Genomic DNA, 18,026 nt, shown 5'->3' on the forward strand with positions numbered 1-18,026 from the left:
GACCATAGCCGCCATCACCATTGGCCTTCTGGAGGCCACGGCCGGTGGTGTTATCCGCCTTGCTGTCGTTTTTTCCCTGGTATTGCAGCGCGAAATTCAAGCCATCCGCCATCCCGAAGAAATTGGTATTGCGGTAGGTGAGCACACCATTGGCACGGCCGGAAAGAAAATTATCAGTAATAGTGGTATCACCACCGAATTCCGGCATCACATCGGTCCAGGCGCCAACGTCATACAGCACGCCGTAGTTCCGACCGTAATCAATGCTACCCGCATCGGCGAACTTAATACCGGCGAAACCCAGGCTGGTAAAGGCGCTTCTCACGCCTTCGCTTCCCGCGTGGCGGCGCAGCCCGACCTCATGCTCCCAGTTACTAAAACCGATAAGCCCGTCGCTAAGCTGAGTTTCCCCACGGAAGCCATAACGGACGAAAGATCGATCGCCGTTTTTATCATCATTGCTAGACATATAACGCATGCCATTGAATTTACCGTACAGATCCAATTTATTGCCGTCTTTGTTATAAACTTCGGCGGCCCCAGCACTGCTGGCCATCAGCATAGCAGAAACGAGTACAGACAGATACTGCAGTTTCATGTTGATACCCTCTATATTTATTATATTTCGCCACTAATAATTAGATATCCGAGGAGGCTCAAATAAAAACGAGCATTCAACAGATCTTGATGTCATTGATAGATCGGATATTGAACTGACTTGGAGATTATACTCGACAGATTTTTTCCTTTCAAGCCATTGAATGAAAGCAAATAACCGATATACATCATAATTATATAAATAATAAATAGTAAAATACTATTATTTATATGATAAAAATAGCGATAGTAAAAATAAAAAAATTTAAAAACATGGCCTTAGAAAAATAAATCTTCATAGATTCTACATAATGGTCGCAATAAAATTTACGATGACCAGTATAAAAACTACTTTCTATGATGACATTCGTCGTTATTTTTTAGCGAGAGTGTGAGAGAGATCGACAATAATGCGCCGGACATCAACAATCTTTGTATAGTAAAATTGAATTAAATTTAATTATAAATAATATTATATTATATCTCCCCAGAGACCGCTATTTAAGGAGCATCACTTCCCGCAGCTGCATGCCAATGCCAGTATACCGCACGCTAAATTGCAAGTAACCGTCCCGGCAGTACACCGTCAACCAAAATACCGCCGCTGAGAGTAAATTTAGTAGGATTATTCAATAAATTAGACAGCACCTACTGCAGATGCACTGGATCGCCGTGCAGGCTTGTCCAGCACGTCAAGATCGATAAGGTAGTACAATCCCAGGCGTTTTTTACCACCAGCGATAAGCAATTGCTAACAATATAGCTCACCGTCTCGCAGGGGGAGTAATCCTTCAGTTCAATCTTTAGCTGCTCTGATTCAATTTTTGAGAAATTGAGAATGTCGCAAATGATGTTGAGCAGCGGCGCAGAGGAGTTACTCATCGCCATGACCAGCCTGTCGACGCTATCCGGCAGCACCTTGTTTCAACAGATTCAAGTTGCCAATAATGCCATACAGTGGTGTGCGCAATTCCTAGCTCATGGTCGCCAGGAACATCGACTTGACCTGGCTGTCCCTGCTCAGCGGCCCGCCATATCCTGCAACGGCTCCTCCATCTTCACGCGGGGCCCCCCGTCGACGTCCGTCTACCAGCACGCAAATAACGACGTTCTAGTTACGATAACAGGAATGGACGAAGCTGATTTGAAAGTTAGTGTTTTTTGCTGGTGATAACATCGACAAAATTGACCTACTACCCATAGATAATATAGATAATACGCTGGCGATCCTCATATGTGAGAATGATTATATAATTATATGCTAACTCATTACTAATAAGATTTTCGCCGTCACTGATACGCATTATGGAAATACCTACCGGCGCCGAGGCGGCGATTTTGCGGTTAACCTGCTAATTTTCTTCCAGCTGGTAAACGTTCTTTTCCGCCGGCGCCAGCGTCCTGCGCTCAAACAGCGCCAGGTCAGGCATATCAACGCCGCAGCGGACAAGAGATTCAACAGCCATATGCTAACAGCAGTAGGTTGAGATTGCCTATTCTGCATGACAGTGAAAATGCCATACTTAGCATGGTTTGCTACAGCGGTTTTTTCATCACCAGATTGGCAAATCCGTGGTTATAGCGGAAAAGGTCGTCTACGATGGAAAGGTACCAAGCGCTTGAGCGCTGTTTTCACTGCTGGTCATCCTCAGCGGAGGTAGATTATTTTGGTCGAGCAGCGTAAGGATGATAGCCAGATTACTGGCGCTGGAAAAATCCTCCAGCCTTATCATTTTCTCGATGCCGATAAGCGCCTCCATCTTATTGCCGATCCGATGTAAAGGGGGATAAACACATAATAACTGCCGCTGTTGTGCCGGTTACCGAGGAGACCCAATATTGCTTACCCTGCCGGTCGGTGAAGCACGTGTTACGGAATTTTATAATCTGGCGCACCAGGCTTTTTAGCATAGCATCATTGCTGTTCTCCACGCTGCGCATGCTGAAATCGGCCAGGCACAGGCTATCTCCGCCTATTATATAAAACACCTAGTTGAGATCCGTGGGCATCAGAAAAATTGTCTTTCCAATAGTTGAAAAAATAGATCAGCACGCTGACCGCGGCATAAAAACGCGGCGTTTCATTGGTGCAGTCGCCATTGGGGATCAGCGCGCTGTAGCGCGGCTGGATCATAGTTTGCCGCTGGCGCTGCCGTCCAGCATATCATACCCAGTCAAACCACACTAACTGTCTATTAGTCGGTATTCTACCATGCATTTCAGCTGGCGCGCGAATATCCGCCGAGTGCCGAATATAATTCGGCATCTGCTCGTAGTTATTGTCGTATTCCTGCCGCAGCACGGATTCCTGCTGGTGCAGAAGGATGAAAAATAGAGAAAGGAGAATAGCGCGCCGAGCGCCCACAGCTTTAACGCTAGCGTACTAAAAGCATAAAGCAGGTAGCGGGAGATTTTGCGTAGTGCGAAACGAAGTGAGATATTTCAAACTCGTACCGTTCAGATAAAGAAAATCAGCCAGAATCAAAAAGGTCAGAGCAACCACACTGTTTCTTGTTTATGACCCTCACGTGCCGGCGCGTCCGCCGCCGGGCCGAGGGTGTTATTCGCGTTCACTGTCGACATCATCGTCATCTCTGATGCTGCCATCCGATTCATCGACATCCATCAGGTCGTCTTCAAGAGTCGCATTCGGAATCTCCACCGAGTCCAGATCCTCATCGTCTACAGGTTCGGCGACTCGCTGCAACCCCACCACGTGCTCATCCTGCACGGTGCGGATAAGCGTCACACCCTGGGTATTGCGCCCGACAATGCTCACCTCGGAAACCCGCGTGCGCACCAGCGTGCCGGCGTCCGTTATCATCATGATCTGGTCACAATTATCCACCTGCACCGCCCCCACCACTTCGCCGTTGCGTTCGCTCACCTTAATGGAGATAACGCCCTGGGTCGCGCGGGACTTGGTCGGATATTCCGCCTGGGCAGTACGCTTGCCATAGCCGTGCTGGGTGACCATCAATATTGTCCCCTCGCCGCGCGGCACGATGAGGGACACTACCCGGTCGCCTTCCGCCAGATTAATCCCCCGGACGCCAGTAGCAGTCCGCCCCATGTTGCGCACTTGATTTTCCGGGAAACGCACCACTTTGCCATAGGCGGAAAAAAGCATAACATCGTTGCTGCCGTCGGTCAGGTCCACACCTATCAACTCATCACCATCGTTAAGATTAACAGCGATAATCCCGGCGCTGCGCGGGCGGCTGAACTCGATAAGAGAGGTTTTCTTCACGGTGCCGCTGGCGGTCGCCATAAAGACGTTGCGTCCTTCTTTATAGTCACGCACCGGCAAAATGGCAGTGATACGTTCGTTGGATTCCAGCGGTAACAGATTGACTATCGGCCGTCCGCGGGCGCCTCGGCTGGCTTCCGGCAACTGATAGACCTTCATCCAATACATCCGTCCTCGGCTGGAGAACAGCAAGATAGTATCGTGGGTATTCGCCACCAGCAAGCGGTCTATGAAGTCCTCTTCCTTGATGCTGGCAGCCGACTTGCCTTTACCACCACGGCGCTGTGCTTCATAGTCCGTCAACGGCTGATACTTCACATAACCCTGATGGGACAGAGTGACGACAACATCTTCCTGATTAATCATGTCTTCGACATTGATATCCGAGGTATTGGCGGTAATCTCGGTGCGGCGCAGATCGCTATACTGCTCTTTGATGGCGACAAGCTCTTCGCAGATCACCTCCATCAAGTAGTCCGGATTCTGCAAGATTCGGATAAGTTCCGCTATCTGAGTTAACAGCTCTTTGTATTCATCAAGTAGCTTTTCGTGTTCTAGACCGGTCAGTTTTTGCAACCGAAGGTCCAAAATCGCCTGGGCTTGCTGCTCGGTTAGATAATATTGACCGTCGCAGATACCGTACTGCGGCTCCAGCCACTCGAGCCTCGCGGTACCGTTGCTAGCGCGCTCCAGCATGGCGGAGACTGTGCCAAGTGCCCATGAACGCGCTATCAGGGAGGCCTTCGCTCTCACCGACGTCGGCGCCTGGCGGATCAGTTCGATCATCGAGTCAATGTTTGCCATCGCCACCGCCAGCGCCTCAAGAATATGGGCTCGATCGCGGGCTTTGCGCAACTCAAAAATAGTACGGCGGGTCACCACTTCACGGCGATGGCGCACAAAGGCAGATAAAATATCCTTCAGTGGTAGGATCTTCGGCTGCCCCTGATATAGGGCCACCATATTGATACCGAACGACACCTGCAGCTGGGTCAAGGAGTACAGATTGTTAAGTACCACCTCCCCTACCGCATCGCGTTTGATTTCAATGACAATACGCATACCGTCTTTGTCGGATTCATCTCGCAGGCCGCTGATACCATCGACGCGCTTTTCTTTAACCAGCTCAGCGATTTTCTCAATCAGGCGCGCTTTATTCACCTGATAGGGAATTTCATGTATGATGATGGTTTCTCGGCTAGTTTTGCCATCCTTTTCCACCTCGGCACGCGCGCGAATATAGATTTTGCCGCGCCCAGTGCGGTATGCCTCTTCGATACCGCGCCGGCCGTAGATGATAGCGGCGGTGGGGAAATCGGGACCGGAGATATGCTCCATCAGGTCTTCGATGCTAATGTTCTCGTCGTCTATATAGGCCAGACAGCCGTCGATAACTTCCGCGAGGTTGTGCGGTGGAATATTTGTGGCCATCCCCACCGCGATGCCGGAAGAGCCGTTGACCAACAGGTTGGGGATCTTGGTAGGCAGGACATCGGGAATTTGCTCGGTGCCGTCATAGTTGGGTACGTAATCGACGGTCTCTTTTTCCAGATCCGCCAGCAATTCGTGGGCAATTTTCGCCATGCGCACTTCGGTATAACGCATCGCCGCGGCGGAGTCGCCGTCAACGGAACCGAAGTTGCCCTGGCCATCCACCAGAATATAACGCAGCGAGAACCGCTGTGCCATACGCACAATGGTGTCGTAGACAGCGATATCCCCGTGGGGGTGATATTTACCGATGACGTCGCCGACGACGCGTGCCGATTTTTTATAGGGTTTATTCCAGTCATTACCGAGCACACTCATCGCGAACAGCACGCGACGGTGTACGGGTTTGAGTCCGTCCCGCACATCCGGCAACGCGCGTCCGACAATGACGGACATGGCATAATCCAGATAAGAACGTTTCAGTTCTTCTTCGATATTGACCGGTGTAATTTCTCTGGCAAGGTCGCTCATGGAGCCTCATCCCTCTGCTAAATGAAGATTCTACCCGAATTTAAATGTGTCAAAGTATATATCTTTTTTCTGTAAAAGGGCACAGTCACCGTTGAAAGACGTACCTGCGTCATCTCATGTCACCAATGGTGCCCGCCGACGGTCCACGAGAACCGCTAATGCTGGCTTTTGCAGGCAACCTGGCTGCCAGAAGACCCGGTTGCGCGTATACTTGGCCGATAAATGTATAAGGAGCTTTTACATGACACACAAGGAGCTTTTACATGACACATGAAGTAGGTAATGAAGCTGACCATAACGCACCGCCCCGTCAGGAAAACGTCGATCCGGACGAAATCGCCAAATTCGATGCTATAGCCTCGCGCTGGTGGGATCTTGACAGCGAATTCAAACCGCTGCACCGCATCAATCCGCTGCGCTTAGATTATATTCTCGAACACGCCGACGGGTTGTTTGGAAAAAACGTGCTAGACGTAGGCTGTGGAGGCGGTATTTTGGCGGAAAGCATGGCGCGCGAAGGGGCGAAGGTGACCGGACTGGATATGGGCGCCGAACCGCTGGCGATTGCCCGCCTGCACGCGCTGGAAGGAGGCCTGGCCCTGGATTATCGCCAAGAGACGGTTGAGGCGCACGCCGAGGCATATCCCGGCGCCTATGATGTGGTAACCTGTATGGAAATGCTCGAGCATGTGCCGGATCCGGCGTCTATCGTCCACTCCTGCGCGCGGTTGGTTAAACCGGGCGGGGAGGTGTTTTTTTCGACATTGAACCGTAATCCGAAGGCCTGGCTAATAGCCATCGCCGGCGCCGAATATGTGCTACGTATGGTGCCGCGGGGCACGCATGATATCAATAAATTTATAAAACCCGCCGAGCTGCTGGGTTGGGTGGACGACACCCCACTGCGCGAGCAGCATATTATCGGTTTACATTACAATCCGCTGCGGGATCGTTTCTATTTGGGCAGTAATGTAGATGTGAATTATATGCTGCATACGCGCTGCCAAGCCTAAGGCACTCCCCCGTCATTGCGTCAAGGGCGCGCTCTTTTCCGCCAGGCGTCTTTGTCAGACCTGGAGCGTTGCCTTTGCACATTGAACTCCTGTCAGGCCAGAGATGCTATCTTTACGTGCAAGCCACCTGTCACGCCGAAGGCGTTCTCTTTCTCTCGGAGGATGCCCGTTACGATGTCGACCTTATTTTCCCTGTTGGGCCGCCTAACAGCTAACGGCTGTGGAGCTACCGTTTCTATCCGAGTCTTCTCGTGCCGGACCGTTGGCGCCGTCAAAAAATAGAGAGCGTTCAATGTAAGCAACGATCGCATTATTTTAGAAAAAGTTATCCTCCACAATTGACACCCGCGAAGCAGAAGCATAGGCACAATAGCAGCTTACCCGTTTGATGACTGTTTCTCCCCAACGTTATCCACAAAAGTTGGCAAGTTACTCACTTGCATTGCGGTGGCTTTGTCACTATCTTGTTACCAAGCTAACGAAAAGACCCAATATAGTGATTTGCCTCTGGCAAGGCGTCATTTTGCCTGCGCGCTAGTAGGGCGTTTTCGGGTCATACAGACAGGTATAAAAAAGCCGCATGAACCAGAGTCTGCTAGTCACCAAGCGCGACGGACGTAAAGAAACCATTAACCTCGATAAAATCCACCGGGTCATCGACTGGGCGGCCGAAGGGCTGGAAAACGTTTCCGTTTCCCAGGTAGAATTACGTTCCCATATCCAGTTCTACGACGGCATCAAAACCGCCGATATTCACGAAACTATTATCAAAGCCTCGGCGGATCTGATTTCGCGTGAAGCGCCAGACTACCAGTATCTCGCCGCCCGGCTGGCGGTGTTCCATTTGCGTAAAAAAGCCTACGGTCGGTTTGAGCCGCCGAAACTCTACGATCACGTCTCGCGGCTGGTCGAGATGGGCAAATACGATAAACATTTGCTGGCGGACTATAGCGTCGACGAATTCGAGCAGATGGATGGGTTTATAGATCACTGGCGCGATATGAACTTTTCCTATGCCGCCGTCAAACAGCTTGAAGGAAAGTATCTGGCGCAAAACCGGGTAACCGGCGAGATTTACGAGAGCGCCCAGTTTCTCTATATACTGGTAGCCGCCTGCCTGTTTTCCGGCTATTCTCGAGCGACCCGTCTCAACTACGTCAAAAGGTTTTATGACGCGGTATCGACATTTAAAATTTCTCTGCCGACGCCGATTATGTCCGGAGTACGCACCCCGACCCGTCAATTCAGTTCCTGCGTGCTCATCGAATGCGGCGATAGTCTCGACTCCATTAACGCCACCGCCAGCGCGATTGTGAAATACGTTTCTCAGCGCGCAGGGATTGGTATTAACGCCGGCCGCATTCGCGCGCTGGGCAGCCCGATCCGCGGTGGCGAGGCTTTTCATACCGGCTGTATCCCGTTTTATAAACATTTCCAAACTGCCGTCAAATCCTGCTCCCAGGGTGGCGTGCGCGGCGGCGCAGCCACCTTGTTCTATCCCATATGGCATCTGGAAGTGGAAAGCCTGTTGGTACTGAAAAACAACCGCGGCGTGGAAGCTAACCGGGTGCGCCATATGGATTACGGCGTACAGCTTAACAAACTGATGTACCAGCGCCTGGTCAATGGTGAGGACATCACGCTGTTTAGCCCCCCCGACGTACCTGGATTGTACGACTCCTTCTTCGCCGATCAGGACGAATTCGAGCAGCTGTATACCCAGTATGAGCAGGACAGCAGCATCAGACAGCGTCGTATCAAAGCGGTGGAACTATTCTCACTGATGATTCAAGAGCGCGCTTCCACCGGCCGTATCTATGTGCAGAACGTAGATCATTGCAATACCCACAGCCCGTTCGACGCCGCGGTAGCGCCGATCCGCCAGTCCAATTTATGCCTGGAAATATCCCTGCCTACCAAGCCGCTGAAGGATGTTAACGACGACAGCGGCGAAATAGCCCTATGCACCCTATCAGCCTTCAACCTAGGAGCAATCGATAGCCTGGATGATTTGGGCGAACTGGCGACGCTTGCGGTGCGCGCACTCGATGCGCTGCTAGACTATCAGGACTATCCGATCCCGGCCGCTAAGCGCAGCGCTATAGGACGCCGTACCCTCGGTGTAGGGGCGATTAACTTCGCTTATTATCTCGCCAAGCATGGCGTACGCTACTCCGACGGTAGCGCTAACAACCTGACCCACCGTACGTTTGAAGCGATTCAGTACTACCTGTTGAAGGCCTCCAACGATCTGGCTCGTGAGCGCGGCGCCTGCCCGTGGTTTAATGAGACCACCTATGCACAGGGTATTTTGCCCGTCGATACCTATAAAAAAGATCTCGACAGCATCGTTAGCGAACCTCTGCATTACGACTGGGAAGCGCTGCGCGCGGATATCTTGCAGTATGGCTTGCGCAACTCTACCCTGTCGGCGCTGATGCCGTCGGAAACCTCTTCGCAGATTTCCAACGCCACCAACGGTATCGAGCCGCCGCGTGGCCTAGTGAGCATCAAAGCCTCAAAAGACGGTATCCTGCGCCAGGTGGTGCCGGAGTCCATCCATTTGAAAGAATCCTATGAGCTGCTGTGGGAGATGCCAAGCAACGACGGTTACCTCCACTTAGTAGGCGTAATGCAGAAATTCGTCGATCAGGCTATCTCCGCCAATACCAATTACGATCCGTCCCGTTTTCCGGCCGGTAAGGTCCCGATGAAGCAGCTATTAAAGGATTTGCTGACCGCGTACAAGCTCGGGGTGAAGACCCTGTATTACCAGAATACCCGCGACGGGGCGGAAGACGCTCAGGAAGACATGCAGTCGACGCAACAGGACGATTGCGAAAGCGGCGCCTGCAAGATTTGAACATGGGCGCGGGTGGTAACGATACCGCCTGCGTTTAACGGGAGTCCCCATGGCCTATACCACGTTTTCACAAGTTAAAAATAACCAGTTGCTGGAGCCTATGTTTTTCGGTCAGTCGGTTAACGTCGCGCGTTTCGATCAGCAGAAGTACGACGTTTTTGATAAGTTGATTGAGAAACAACTGTCGTTCTTCTGGCGCCCGGAAGAGGTGGATGTGTCGCGCGATCGCATCGACTATCAAGCGCTGCCTGAGCACGAAAAACATATTTTTATCAGCAATCTAAAGTACCAAACGCTGCTGGATTCCATCCAGGGTCGCAGCCCTAATGTAGCGCTGCTGCCGCTGATTTCTATACCGGAATTAGAAACCTGGGTAGAAACCTGGGCGTTTTCAGAAACTATCCATTCGCGCTCCTATACCCACATCATCCGTAATATCGTCAACGATCCGTCACTAGTGTTCGACGATATCGTCACCAATAAGGAGATCCTCAAACGCGCCAAGGATATTTCTGGCTATTACGACAGTCTTATCGAACTGACCAGCTATTATCATCTGCTGCGGGAAGGCAAGCACCAGGTCAACGGCAAAGCGGTGGTAGTGAATCTGCATAAGTTGAAGAAAAAGCTCTATCTTTGCCTGATGAGCATCAACGCGCTAGAGGCGATCCGTTTCTATGTCAGTTTCGCCTGTTCTTTCGCCTTTGCTGAGCGCGAACTGATGGAGGGTAACGCCAAAATCATTCGCCTCATCGCCCGCGACGAAGCGCTGCACCTGACCGGCACCCAGCATATGCTGAACCTGATGCGCTCCGGTGAGGACGATCCAGAAATGGCCGAGATTGCGTGCGAATGTCAGCAGGAAAGCTACGATCTTTTCTTGCTGGCGGTGCAACAGGAGAAAGACTGGGCGAGCTATCTGTTCCGCGACGGGTCGATGATAGGTTTGAACAAAGATATTCTATGTCAATATGTGGAATACATCACTAATATTCGCATGCAGGCAGTAGGTCTGGATCTGCCCTTTACCACCCGCTCCAACCCAATTCCGTGGATCAAATCCTGGCTGGTGTCGGATAACGTCCAGGTGGCACCACAGGAGGTAGAGGTAAGTTCTTATCTGGTGGGGCAGATTGATGCCGAAGTTAATAGCGAAGACCTCAGCGACTTCCAGCTGTAACATGGCCCAGTCTGTTATCCATGGCTCAACCCTCTCCTCGGCGGTGCACATTGCTTACTTACTGCTGGACGCGATGGAGGCGCACCAGGTGCCAGTAAGGGGTTCCAAGTACCGCTCCGGGCTAGTCGGGGAAATGAAATACAACAGGGAGCCACTCCACTGGAGTTTGGCAGCTGCAGGGAAATTCTGACCTGCTGCTTGCCGGTTGACGATATCGAGCTAGAGTTTGTAGTCTCAGCCGCAAGGCTGGAGGCTACCCCCCTCCGTCGCCTCCCTACCCTGATGCGCTTACCGCCATCGCCCGCAATGAATGCACTATGAAAAAGGTTTTTCCTCTGCGCGCGGCCTCATGATACGCAAAATACCGTATTAGCGAATGATTAGAAATAAATGAAAATGAAAATGCCAGAATTAATTTTAATACAGTAGATAGACCATTAGTAGTGCTTTATATAAATCAGTACCAAGAATTATTTTTCTAAAAAAATCTCAGGACGGCTCTCATTATGGAAATTAAAGAAAATAACAGCGAGTAATTACTAACGATGACGATCTGGGAAAAGATCAAATACTTTTTCTTTCATGGCGATACCCAAAAATATCTCTTCATCTTGTCTTAAATGGACTCTATCATCCCCTATACCGATAATTACAAAAACGCGACATAAAAATCTATTTTGAACAATTGTAGTGGATAAAAAATTACAGTGACAAGTTTTATTTTACCCAGGTGAATGATTTGATATTTACCCTCACCGATTAAAGACTTTAAACCGGTGTTGTCGCTGAACTTACAAAAAAGAGTGTCCATACCATACAAGCGGATTACCAGGAAGACGCCATTTATACTTATGAAAAGACGTTCCCTCTCCATACACTCCTCGCCTTACCGAGAGCACGCCGCGCGCCGGCGGTAAAAAAAAGACAAAGCGCATATCCTATTTCAACAGCCAGAAGGAGAGAGCTTCATCGCAGCCTAACCACCCGCGCACCGCTTATATTTTATACCCCTGTCCCTGACATCTCTCGCCCAAAAAATATTTTAAACCGACGCCGAATCATCTCCTATGCTCATACGGGATGTACTTATAACGCTTAACGTACGCGGCTATCCTAAACGTGCAGTATGAGTAAGACACTCCCCAGACCGTAGAAGTTTTTCAAGCAAAGCGCACCCAGCATCTTCCTGACCGTTTTCTAACTGTACTCAACATTAAAAATAGTGACATGCCGCGCTTATCTGAGCATTTACCCAAGACGATAACACACATGAGCTTTTTCCAGTATGCCCCGATATCGTCTGAAAGACTGGACAATCTCAAGAAATACCTACCGGCGTTAACCAGCTTAGCGGTGACGGATGACAGCTTTACCCAATGACCGCGGGGGCTGCCCCGTCCACAGCCTTCATACCCTGCGGGTGTATGCCAAACTCATTCATCATGTGTCAAATGAGGATTTCGCACAGCTACCTAGTCTGTCGCTTCTGATTATTACCCCGATTCACCCAATCCGTTGTCTGAGTGGCTAAAGCAGCTTTTCCCTAACATCACGATCATGATATAAGGGGCAGTGTAAAGACTGATTAAACCGTTAGTTATAACTTATTCCGTAACGGAATCGGTTTTCCCTGCGCCAATCGGTATGCTTGGCTACCGCAAACTTTATTAGCTAGGATTTTATATCTGTCTTTTTGCTTTTCACTACGGCGTATGTCGCCATGTTGACCGATAGCCATAACGCCACCGGCGAGCGGCATGTGATACGCAGCGCCAGCGATTTTTCTACCCTGGTCAATCACCAAACCTATAATCGTTCATATGCTTCCATCATTATTATTTATTGCTATCGCGCTCGGTGGCATGTTTCTCAATACCTATGATCTCGGTGAGCTAGCGTTCGGCATTAAGAATATGGCTCGAGAGTTCAGCCTGACCCTGGACGCCACCGGCATGGTGGCGTCGACCATTACTTTTAGCGCTATCGGCGGTGCGTTTTTCAGCGGTTATCTGACCGATAATAAAATTGGCCGCTATCGGGTATTTATGCCGGACATGCTGTTTTTTGTACTAGCGGCGCTGGCCTGTACCTTCGCCTCTAATGAATAAGTACTCACTGCTGCAAGCTTTGTGATGTACCTGGGAGTGGGTATTGATTTGCCGGTGGCAATGGTGTTTCTGTCGGAGTTTTCCCTCCTGCTTAAACGGGGTAACAAAGCTGTCAACATCGCTATGTGGTGTCCCACCTGGTATGCCGCTATCAGCGTTTTACTAGTCTTGTTGCTGTACGGCGTATTTTGCCAGAATGGCATACGGATGATCCTCGCTGCGGCGCTNTATACCGGGGCTTGGTGCTGCGGCAACTTTTGCGCCAGCTTGGTCGGCAAATCATCTGTTCCCTCATAGAAATGGCTGCCCAGCCACAGCGCGCCAGTCACAGCGCGGATCTGCTGCCATACCTACTCCATCACCTCGTGTTCATAAGCTGGAGCCGGTCAGTTTCAATTCAATGATCGGCATCGAAGATCAGTAGCCGAGCACCACCTCCTCCGGTAACAGCAGACCATCGAAATCATTGGCCAAATCGCTTTCGCCATGACAAAAGACGGTCATGCTCAGGCAAAGTGGCTGATCCGGAAAATCGAAACGCTCGCGCAGTAGCGGCACGATTTCGCGCTCCACCATGGCCTTGAATTCCGAGGGCATACCAGGGTAAAAAACAGCAAACAGCGGTAATGAACCGGCCGAGGTATTGAAGCAGAGTGGAGACAAGTAGTGACAGCATAGAGAGCCGCTTATTTCAAAAACGGAATAATGAGAGGGATTATACGTATGGCGGCAGCTATTACCAAACCCGCCATGCGCCGGCGCGGACTTAAAAACGCGGAAGGCCACGGAAGCGTGACGCTGCGTGCATTCACAGCCCAAGATAAATAAAATTATGGGTAGATAGAGCACCACGGTGTATTACCCTAGCACCGCTGACAAGCCGGCCGTGGTTATCAGCGGGCTAATTACCACCAGCCCGACCGAGGCGCCTATACCGACGCCATGCCAAGGATTTTCCTGCACATAGTCATCCACGGCGGCTCACCGCCTGCCTGGCTTTTTGAAAGCCTAGCTCACCCGCGTTTTAACATCATCTGACGCCTACTGCGCGCAGGTATTCGTCTCGACATAACTTTTGATCAGTTTTATAGCCGAAATAAGCCAGCACATCTTTCAGAGTTTCTGACAGGATCTGCACATCATTGTCGACATATGTTTCGTGCGGCTGAAGAAATCGTTAGGTATAGTTATCACTATTCTCCGCATTCTGACGAAAGGATCCAGACTAAACTATAGGCGAGGAGAAAAATGCCATTACCGGACGACTATTCTAACCGGAGCAATCCGAAAAACCGACTGTATCATCGCTGATGTCGCACTCGGAGAAGGGCGCTACCGCGGGGGAATGCGCGTGGCGCTCTGAATTAAAAAATAGGCTGCGCCAACTGCACCAGCGTGATGAGCAGCTGCGGATACAGACCGAGCAGCAGCACCAGCAACGAGGATATAAGCACCACGACACCGCCGGCGGTCAACGCCCAATTGGAAGAGGTATCTCGGCGCAGATTTTCCGGTGGCGACAGGTACAAGCTAACCATAATACGCAAGTAGTAAAACAACCCGATGGCGCTGCCGGCTACCACCGCGCCGGTCAGCCAACCAAGATGGCTATTCACGCCGAGCGCAATTATGTAGAACTTGCCGATAAAGCCGAGGGTCATGGGGATGCCCGCTAGCGACAGCATCATCACCGTCAGCACCGACGACAATAGCGGCTTATGCCAAAACATACCGCGGTAGGAATACAGCGAATCTACATCCTCGCCGGTGTGGGGGCTGGACATCAAGCTGACTACGCCGAATGCCCCCAGGCTTGAGAACAGATACCCCACCAGATAGACGCCGACGGTTTCCAGCGCCAGCGTGTGGGCCTGCACCGCAATCAACCCTACCAGTAAATAACCCAGGTGGGCAATGGATGAATAACCCAACACCCGCTTGATGTTACTTTGACTCAGAGCCATTAGGTTACCGAATAACATGGAGGCGAGAGCAATAATAGCTAGCACCAGCTGCACCGCTTCGTTATGGATCATCGGCACGTACAGGAACAGGCGCATAACCACTGCGAAAATCGCGATTTTACTGGCAGTCGCCAGGAAGGCGGACACCGGCGCTGGCGCGCCCTGGTAGACATCCGGCGTCCACAGGTGGAACGGCACCAGCGACAACTTAAAGCCGATGCCGACGATCATCATGCCTAAACCAGCTAGCAACACCGGTTGTGTCAACACGCCGTCGTTAAGCGTTTGACCAATTCCGACGAAAGATAGTCGACCGGTACCAGCATACAGCAGCGCCATACCAAACAGCAAGAAAGACGACGAAGACGCCGACAGCAGAGTGTATTTGATGCTGGCTTCCAGCGAGCGCTTTTGGCGGAATGCATAACCCACCATCCCGAACAGCGGCAGCGAAATCAGCTCAATACCAAGGAACAGAGCCGCCAAATGATTGGCGCAGGCGAGTAGAATCCCACCCATCGCAGCCATCAGCAACAGAAGATAAAACTCATCACGGTTACCCGGATAGTCCGCCAGCCAGGCGTAGGCCAGCGTGCTGGTCGCCAGGCTAGCTATCAGCACCAGCCCGGTGTAGAGCATGGAATACCTGTCGACGCGCATCAGTGGCGTCACGTCCATCAGACCATTCTGACCCACGAACCACAGCGACAGCAGTGCTAGGTTAAGCCCGATGACCGTCAGCGTTGCGTTGATAAAGTGGTTGCGTCGCCACGCAATACAAAGCATCACAACCACCACTGTCAATCCAACGATCAACAGCGGTAATAATGCCATAAGTTGTTGAGGAGTTATTGTCATGGCGAATTATAGCTTTGTAGTTGAAATAGTGGAACCGGCGGCGGGGCGAACCAGTTCTGAATATTGCTCATGGCGGCGGCNGGCCGAGGTATCCATAATCAGCTGTGGGAAGAACCCGATCAGCACCAACAGCACGACCAGCAATAAAATAACCAGTCGTTCGCGCAGCGTCATACCCTGCAGCGGCTCGGTGGATTTAGCCGGGCCGTAATAAGCGCGCTGCATCATAATAAGCGAGTATGTCGATGCGAACACCAGACCGAATGTGGAAATCACCGTAATCACTGGTACCACTGGGAAACTGCCGAACAAAATGGTGATCTCGCTGACAAAGTTGCCGGTACCAGGCATGCCGAGCGTCGCGACAGCGAAAAATAGCGACAGCGCTGGAATAAAGCTCAGTCGGCCCCACAGACCGCCCATTTTCCGCATATCGCGGGTGTGAAGACGTTCATACAGCTGGCCGCAAATGATGAACATGCCGGCGGCCGACAGACCGTGGGCGATCATCTGTACCACCGCGCCCTGATAAGCTAGCTGGCTGCCGCTGTAGATGGCGATCAGCACAAAACCCATGTGGGATACACTGGTATAAGCGATGAGGCGCTTGATATCGGTCTGTGAGAATGCCATCCAAGCGCCGTAAAAAATGCCTACTACCCCAAGCCACATGGCAATGGGGGAGAACTGGTGCGAGGCGTGAGGAAACAACGGCAGGCTAAAGCGCAACATCCCGTAAGCCGCGGTTTTCAGCAAAATCCCTGCCAGGTCCACCGAACCGGCGGTGGGCGCCTGGCTGTGGGAGTCCGGCAGCCAGCCATGCAGCGGCACCACCGGCATTTTAACTGCGAAGGCGAAAAAGAATCCCAGCATCAGCAGGTATTCCATCCGTTCCGACATCGGTGTACGCAGCAGGTCTTTATAATTGAAGGTCCAGACGCCAGCGGCATTATAGTGCACCAGCACCAGGCCGAGTATCGCCACTAACATCACCAGACCGCTTGCCTGGGTATAAATAAAGAATTTGGTAGCGGCGGTAATGCGGGTTTTGCCATCGGAGGCTTTATGGCCCCAGAGAGCGATGAGAAAGTACATCGGTACCAACATCATTTCCCAAAAGAAAAAAAAGAGAAACATATCGATGGCCAAGAACACGCCGATAACACCACCTAAGATCCACAGCAAGTTAAGGTGGAAAAAGCCCTGGTAACGCTGAATTTCCCGCCAGGAGCAAAGGATCGACAACACTCCGAGCAACCCGGTCAGCACCACCATCAGCAGAGACAGGCCGTCCAGCGCTAGATGGATACTGATACCGAAGCGCGGGATCCAGGGAAGTAGATACTCCATCTGCCATTGCGGCAGCCCTTGGGCCATCGCCAGGGCGTAACTGCCCTGGCGCCACAACAGCAATGAAAACGCCAGTGTCAGCCCCATAGTAATCAAAGCTATCCAGCGCGGTACCCGGGTACCGAAACGCTCGCATTGCCAACACAGCAGACCGCCGNTAAAGGGGATAAGAATTAGCCAAGGTAGTAGCATGGCGTTTTGCGTTCCTAATTTTAAAATCAATAAACTTGAGTATCAGCGTAGCGGCATTCTGCCCACCGCCCCCGCCCTGAGTCAGAAATGAAACTCGGGGTATTTAAATGAATACCAACAACGCCACCACGAAAACCGCCCCCAAACCCAACGACGTTGCATACCAGCGCAACTGCCCGTTTTCGCTCATCGTTAGGCAGCGTCCGGCCCAGCGCGCCAGCAGCGCGAGAAGATTTATTACCGCGTTAAGGGGATCGCATGCCAGCAACCGCGAAATGGCCAGGTAAGGTTTGACGAAGATCTTGTCGTAAAGCCAGTCGAATCCCCAGGCGTGGAACCACCAGACTGAGAAGAAACGTCCTGGTGTACTAGCGGCGACGGCGTTCACCAAACGGCGCTGGCCCAGCCACAGGGCTGCCGCCAGGCAAATACCGATGATGGCGACCGCGCCCGAGGTGATTTCCAGCGCTAGTTTACCATCATGACCGAACTCACTGGCCGGCAAGACCCCCGACAGCGGCGGCGTGATCCAGGCGCCGATAAAAGTGGACAAGACCATCAGTATCACAAGCGGCAGATGATGGCTGATACCGCGGCAGGCGTCGGCCTTGATTTGCGCCTTGCCGTGGAACACGATAAAGATCATGCGGAAAGTATAAACCGAGGTTAGGAACGCCCCTACTAGGCCG

General features: G+C 51.5%; 13 protein-coding genes and 3 pseudogenes. 5 read left to right on the top strand and 11 right to left on the bottom strand.

What is annotated here, in order from left to right:
- The 5 genes from BG74_RS18510 to gyrA form a co-directional block, all read right to left on the bottom strand.
- Window positions 1-598 (bottom strand): porin (locus tag BG74_RS18510; protein WP_244267500.1); only part of this gene is annotated, 598 nt, incomplete at its 3' end.
- 647 nt (window positions 599-1,245) lie between these two features.
- On the bottom strand, window positions 1,246-1,515 hold the full coding sequence (locus tag BG74_RS09345; protein WP_066598049.1) for a hypothetical protein: 270 nt from the start codon (window positions 1,513-1,515) through the stop codon (window positions 1,246-1,248).
- 677 nt (window positions 1,516-2,192) lie between these two features.
- A complete protein-coding gene (locus BG74_RS14525; RefSeq protein WP_187202868.1) occupies window positions 2,193-2,357 on the bottom strand; it encodes a hypothetical protein in 165 nt (54 codons plus the stop codon).
- 1 nt (window position 2,358) lies between these two features.
- The gene (locus BG74_RS09350; protein ID WP_187202869.1) at window positions 2,359-2,586 is read right to left on the bottom strand and encodes a hypothetical protein; all 228 of its coding nucleotides are present in this window, start codon (window positions 2,584-2,586) and stop codon (window positions 2,359-2,361) included.
- Window positions 2,587-3,157: 571 nt separating this feature from the next.
- Window positions 3,158-5,809 (bottom strand): DNA topoisomerase (ATP-hydrolyzing) subunit A, encoded by a 2,652-nt coding sequence (gene gyrA, locus BG74_RS09355; RefSeq protein WP_066598053.1) that lies wholly within the window; start codon window positions 5,807-5,809, stop codon window positions 3,158-3,160.
- Window positions 5,810-6,072: 263 nt separating this feature from the next.
- On the opposite strand from gyrA, the gene ubiG reads away from it, so the two are divergent.
- From ubiG to BG74_RS14535, 5 genes and pseudogenes are all read left to right on the top strand, one after another.
- Complete coding sequence (ubiG, locus tag BG74_RS09360; RefSeq protein WP_066598058.1) at window positions 6,073-6,822, top strand: bifunctional 2-polyprenyl-6-hydroxyphenol methylase/3-demethylubiquinol 3-O-methyltransferase UbiG; 750 nt, start codon at window positions 6,073-6,075, stop codon at window positions 6,820-6,822.
- Window positions 6,823-6,896: 74 nt separating this feature from the next.
- Window positions 6,897-7,037, top strand: coding sequence for a hypothetical protein (locus BG74_RS14530; RefSeq protein ID WP_187202870.1), 141 nt, complete (start codon window positions 6,897-6,899; stop codon window positions 7,035-7,037).
- A gap of 365 nt (window positions 7,038-7,402) precedes the next feature.
- Window positions 7,403-9,685 (top strand): class 1a ribonucleoside-diphosphate reductase subunit alpha, encoded by a 2,283-nt coding sequence (nrdA, locus tag BG74_RS09370; protein WP_066598061.1) that lies wholly within the window; start codon window positions 7,403-7,405, stop codon window positions 9,683-9,685.
- 49 nt (window positions 9,686-9,734) lie between these two features.
- Entirely contained in the window at window positions 9,735-10,865 is a 1,131-nt protein-coding gene (gene nrdB, locus BG74_RS09375) for a class Ia ribonucleoside-diphosphate reductase subunit beta (RefSeq protein WP_066598062.1), read from the top strand.
- A gap of 1,720 nt (window positions 10,866-12,585) precedes the next feature.
- Window positions 12,586-13,200, top strand: a pseudogene (locus tag BG74_RS14535) (MFS transporter); the annotation flags it as partial.
- A gap of 190 nt (window positions 13,201-13,390) precedes the next feature.
- Here the strand turns inward: BG74_RS14535 and BG74_RS14540 are convergent.
- The 6 genes and pseudogenes from BG74_RS14540 to BG74_RS18525 form a co-directional block, all read right to left on the bottom strand.
- Entirely contained in the window at window positions 13,391-13,636 is a 246-nt protein-coding gene (locus BG74_RS14540; protein ID WP_187202871.1) for a hypothetical protein, read from the bottom strand.
- A 195-nt stretch (window positions 13,637-13,831) separates the two neighbouring features.
- On the bottom strand, window positions 13,832-13,948 hold the full coding sequence (locus BG74_RS21055; RefSeq protein ID WP_439895731.1) for a glycine zipper domain-containing protein: 117 nt from the start codon (window positions 13,946-13,948) through the stop codon (window positions 13,832-13,834).
- A gap of 389 nt (window positions 13,949-14,337) precedes the next feature.
- Complete coding sequence (gene nuoN / locus BG74_RS09410) at window positions 14,338-15,795, bottom strand: NADH-quinone oxidoreductase subunit NuoN (protein ID WP_066598078.1); 1,458 nt, start codon at window positions 15,793-15,795, stop codon at window positions 14,338-14,340.
- Window positions 15,792-15,875: hypothetical protein (locus BG74_RS18520; protein ID WP_244267505.1), on the bottom strand; the 84-nt coding region annotated here is incomplete at its 5' end. The genes BG74_RS18520 and nuoN, both read right to left, overlap by 4 nt.
- Window position 15,876: 1 nt before the next feature.
- Window positions 15,877-17,302 (bottom strand): annotated as a pseudogene (gene nuoM / locus BG74_RS09415) (NADH-quinone oxidoreductase subunit M); the annotation flags it as partial.
- Window positions 17,303-17,440: 138 nt separating this feature from the next.
- Window positions 17,441-18,026 (bottom strand): annotated as a pseudogene (locus tag BG74_RS18525) (NADH-quinone oxidoreductase subunit L); the annotation flags it as partial.

The organism is Sodalis-like endosymbiont of Proechinophthirus fluctus, assembly GCF_001602625.1.
GTDB lineage: Bacteria > Pseudomonadota > Gammaproteobacteria > Enterobacterales > Enterobacteriaceae.

Bases quoted from the DNA above. Each gene is read 5' to 3' on its own strand.
- BG74_RS14525 (WP_187202868.1), bottom strand. From the start codon at position 2,357: ATGGAGGCGCTTATCGGCATCGAGAAAATGATAAGGCTGGAGGATTTT.
- gyrA (WP_066598053.1), bottom strand. From the start codon at position 5,809: ATGAGCGACCTTGCCAGAGAAATTACACCGGTCAATATCGAAGAAGAA.
- ubiG (WP_066598058.1), top strand. From the start codon at position 6,073: ATGACACATGAAGTAGGTAATGAAGCTGACCATAACGCACCGCCCCGT.
- nrdA (WP_066598061.1), top strand. From the start codon at position 7,403: ATGAACCAGAGTCTGCTAGTCACCAAGCGCGACGGACGTAAAGAAACC.
- nrdB (WP_066598062.1), top strand. From the start codon at position 9,735: ATGGCCTATACCACGTTTTCACAAGTTAAAAATAACCAGTTGCTGGAG.
- nuoN (WP_066598078.1), bottom strand. From the start codon at position 15,795: ATGACAATAACTCCTCAACAACTTATGGCATTATTACCGCTGTTGATC.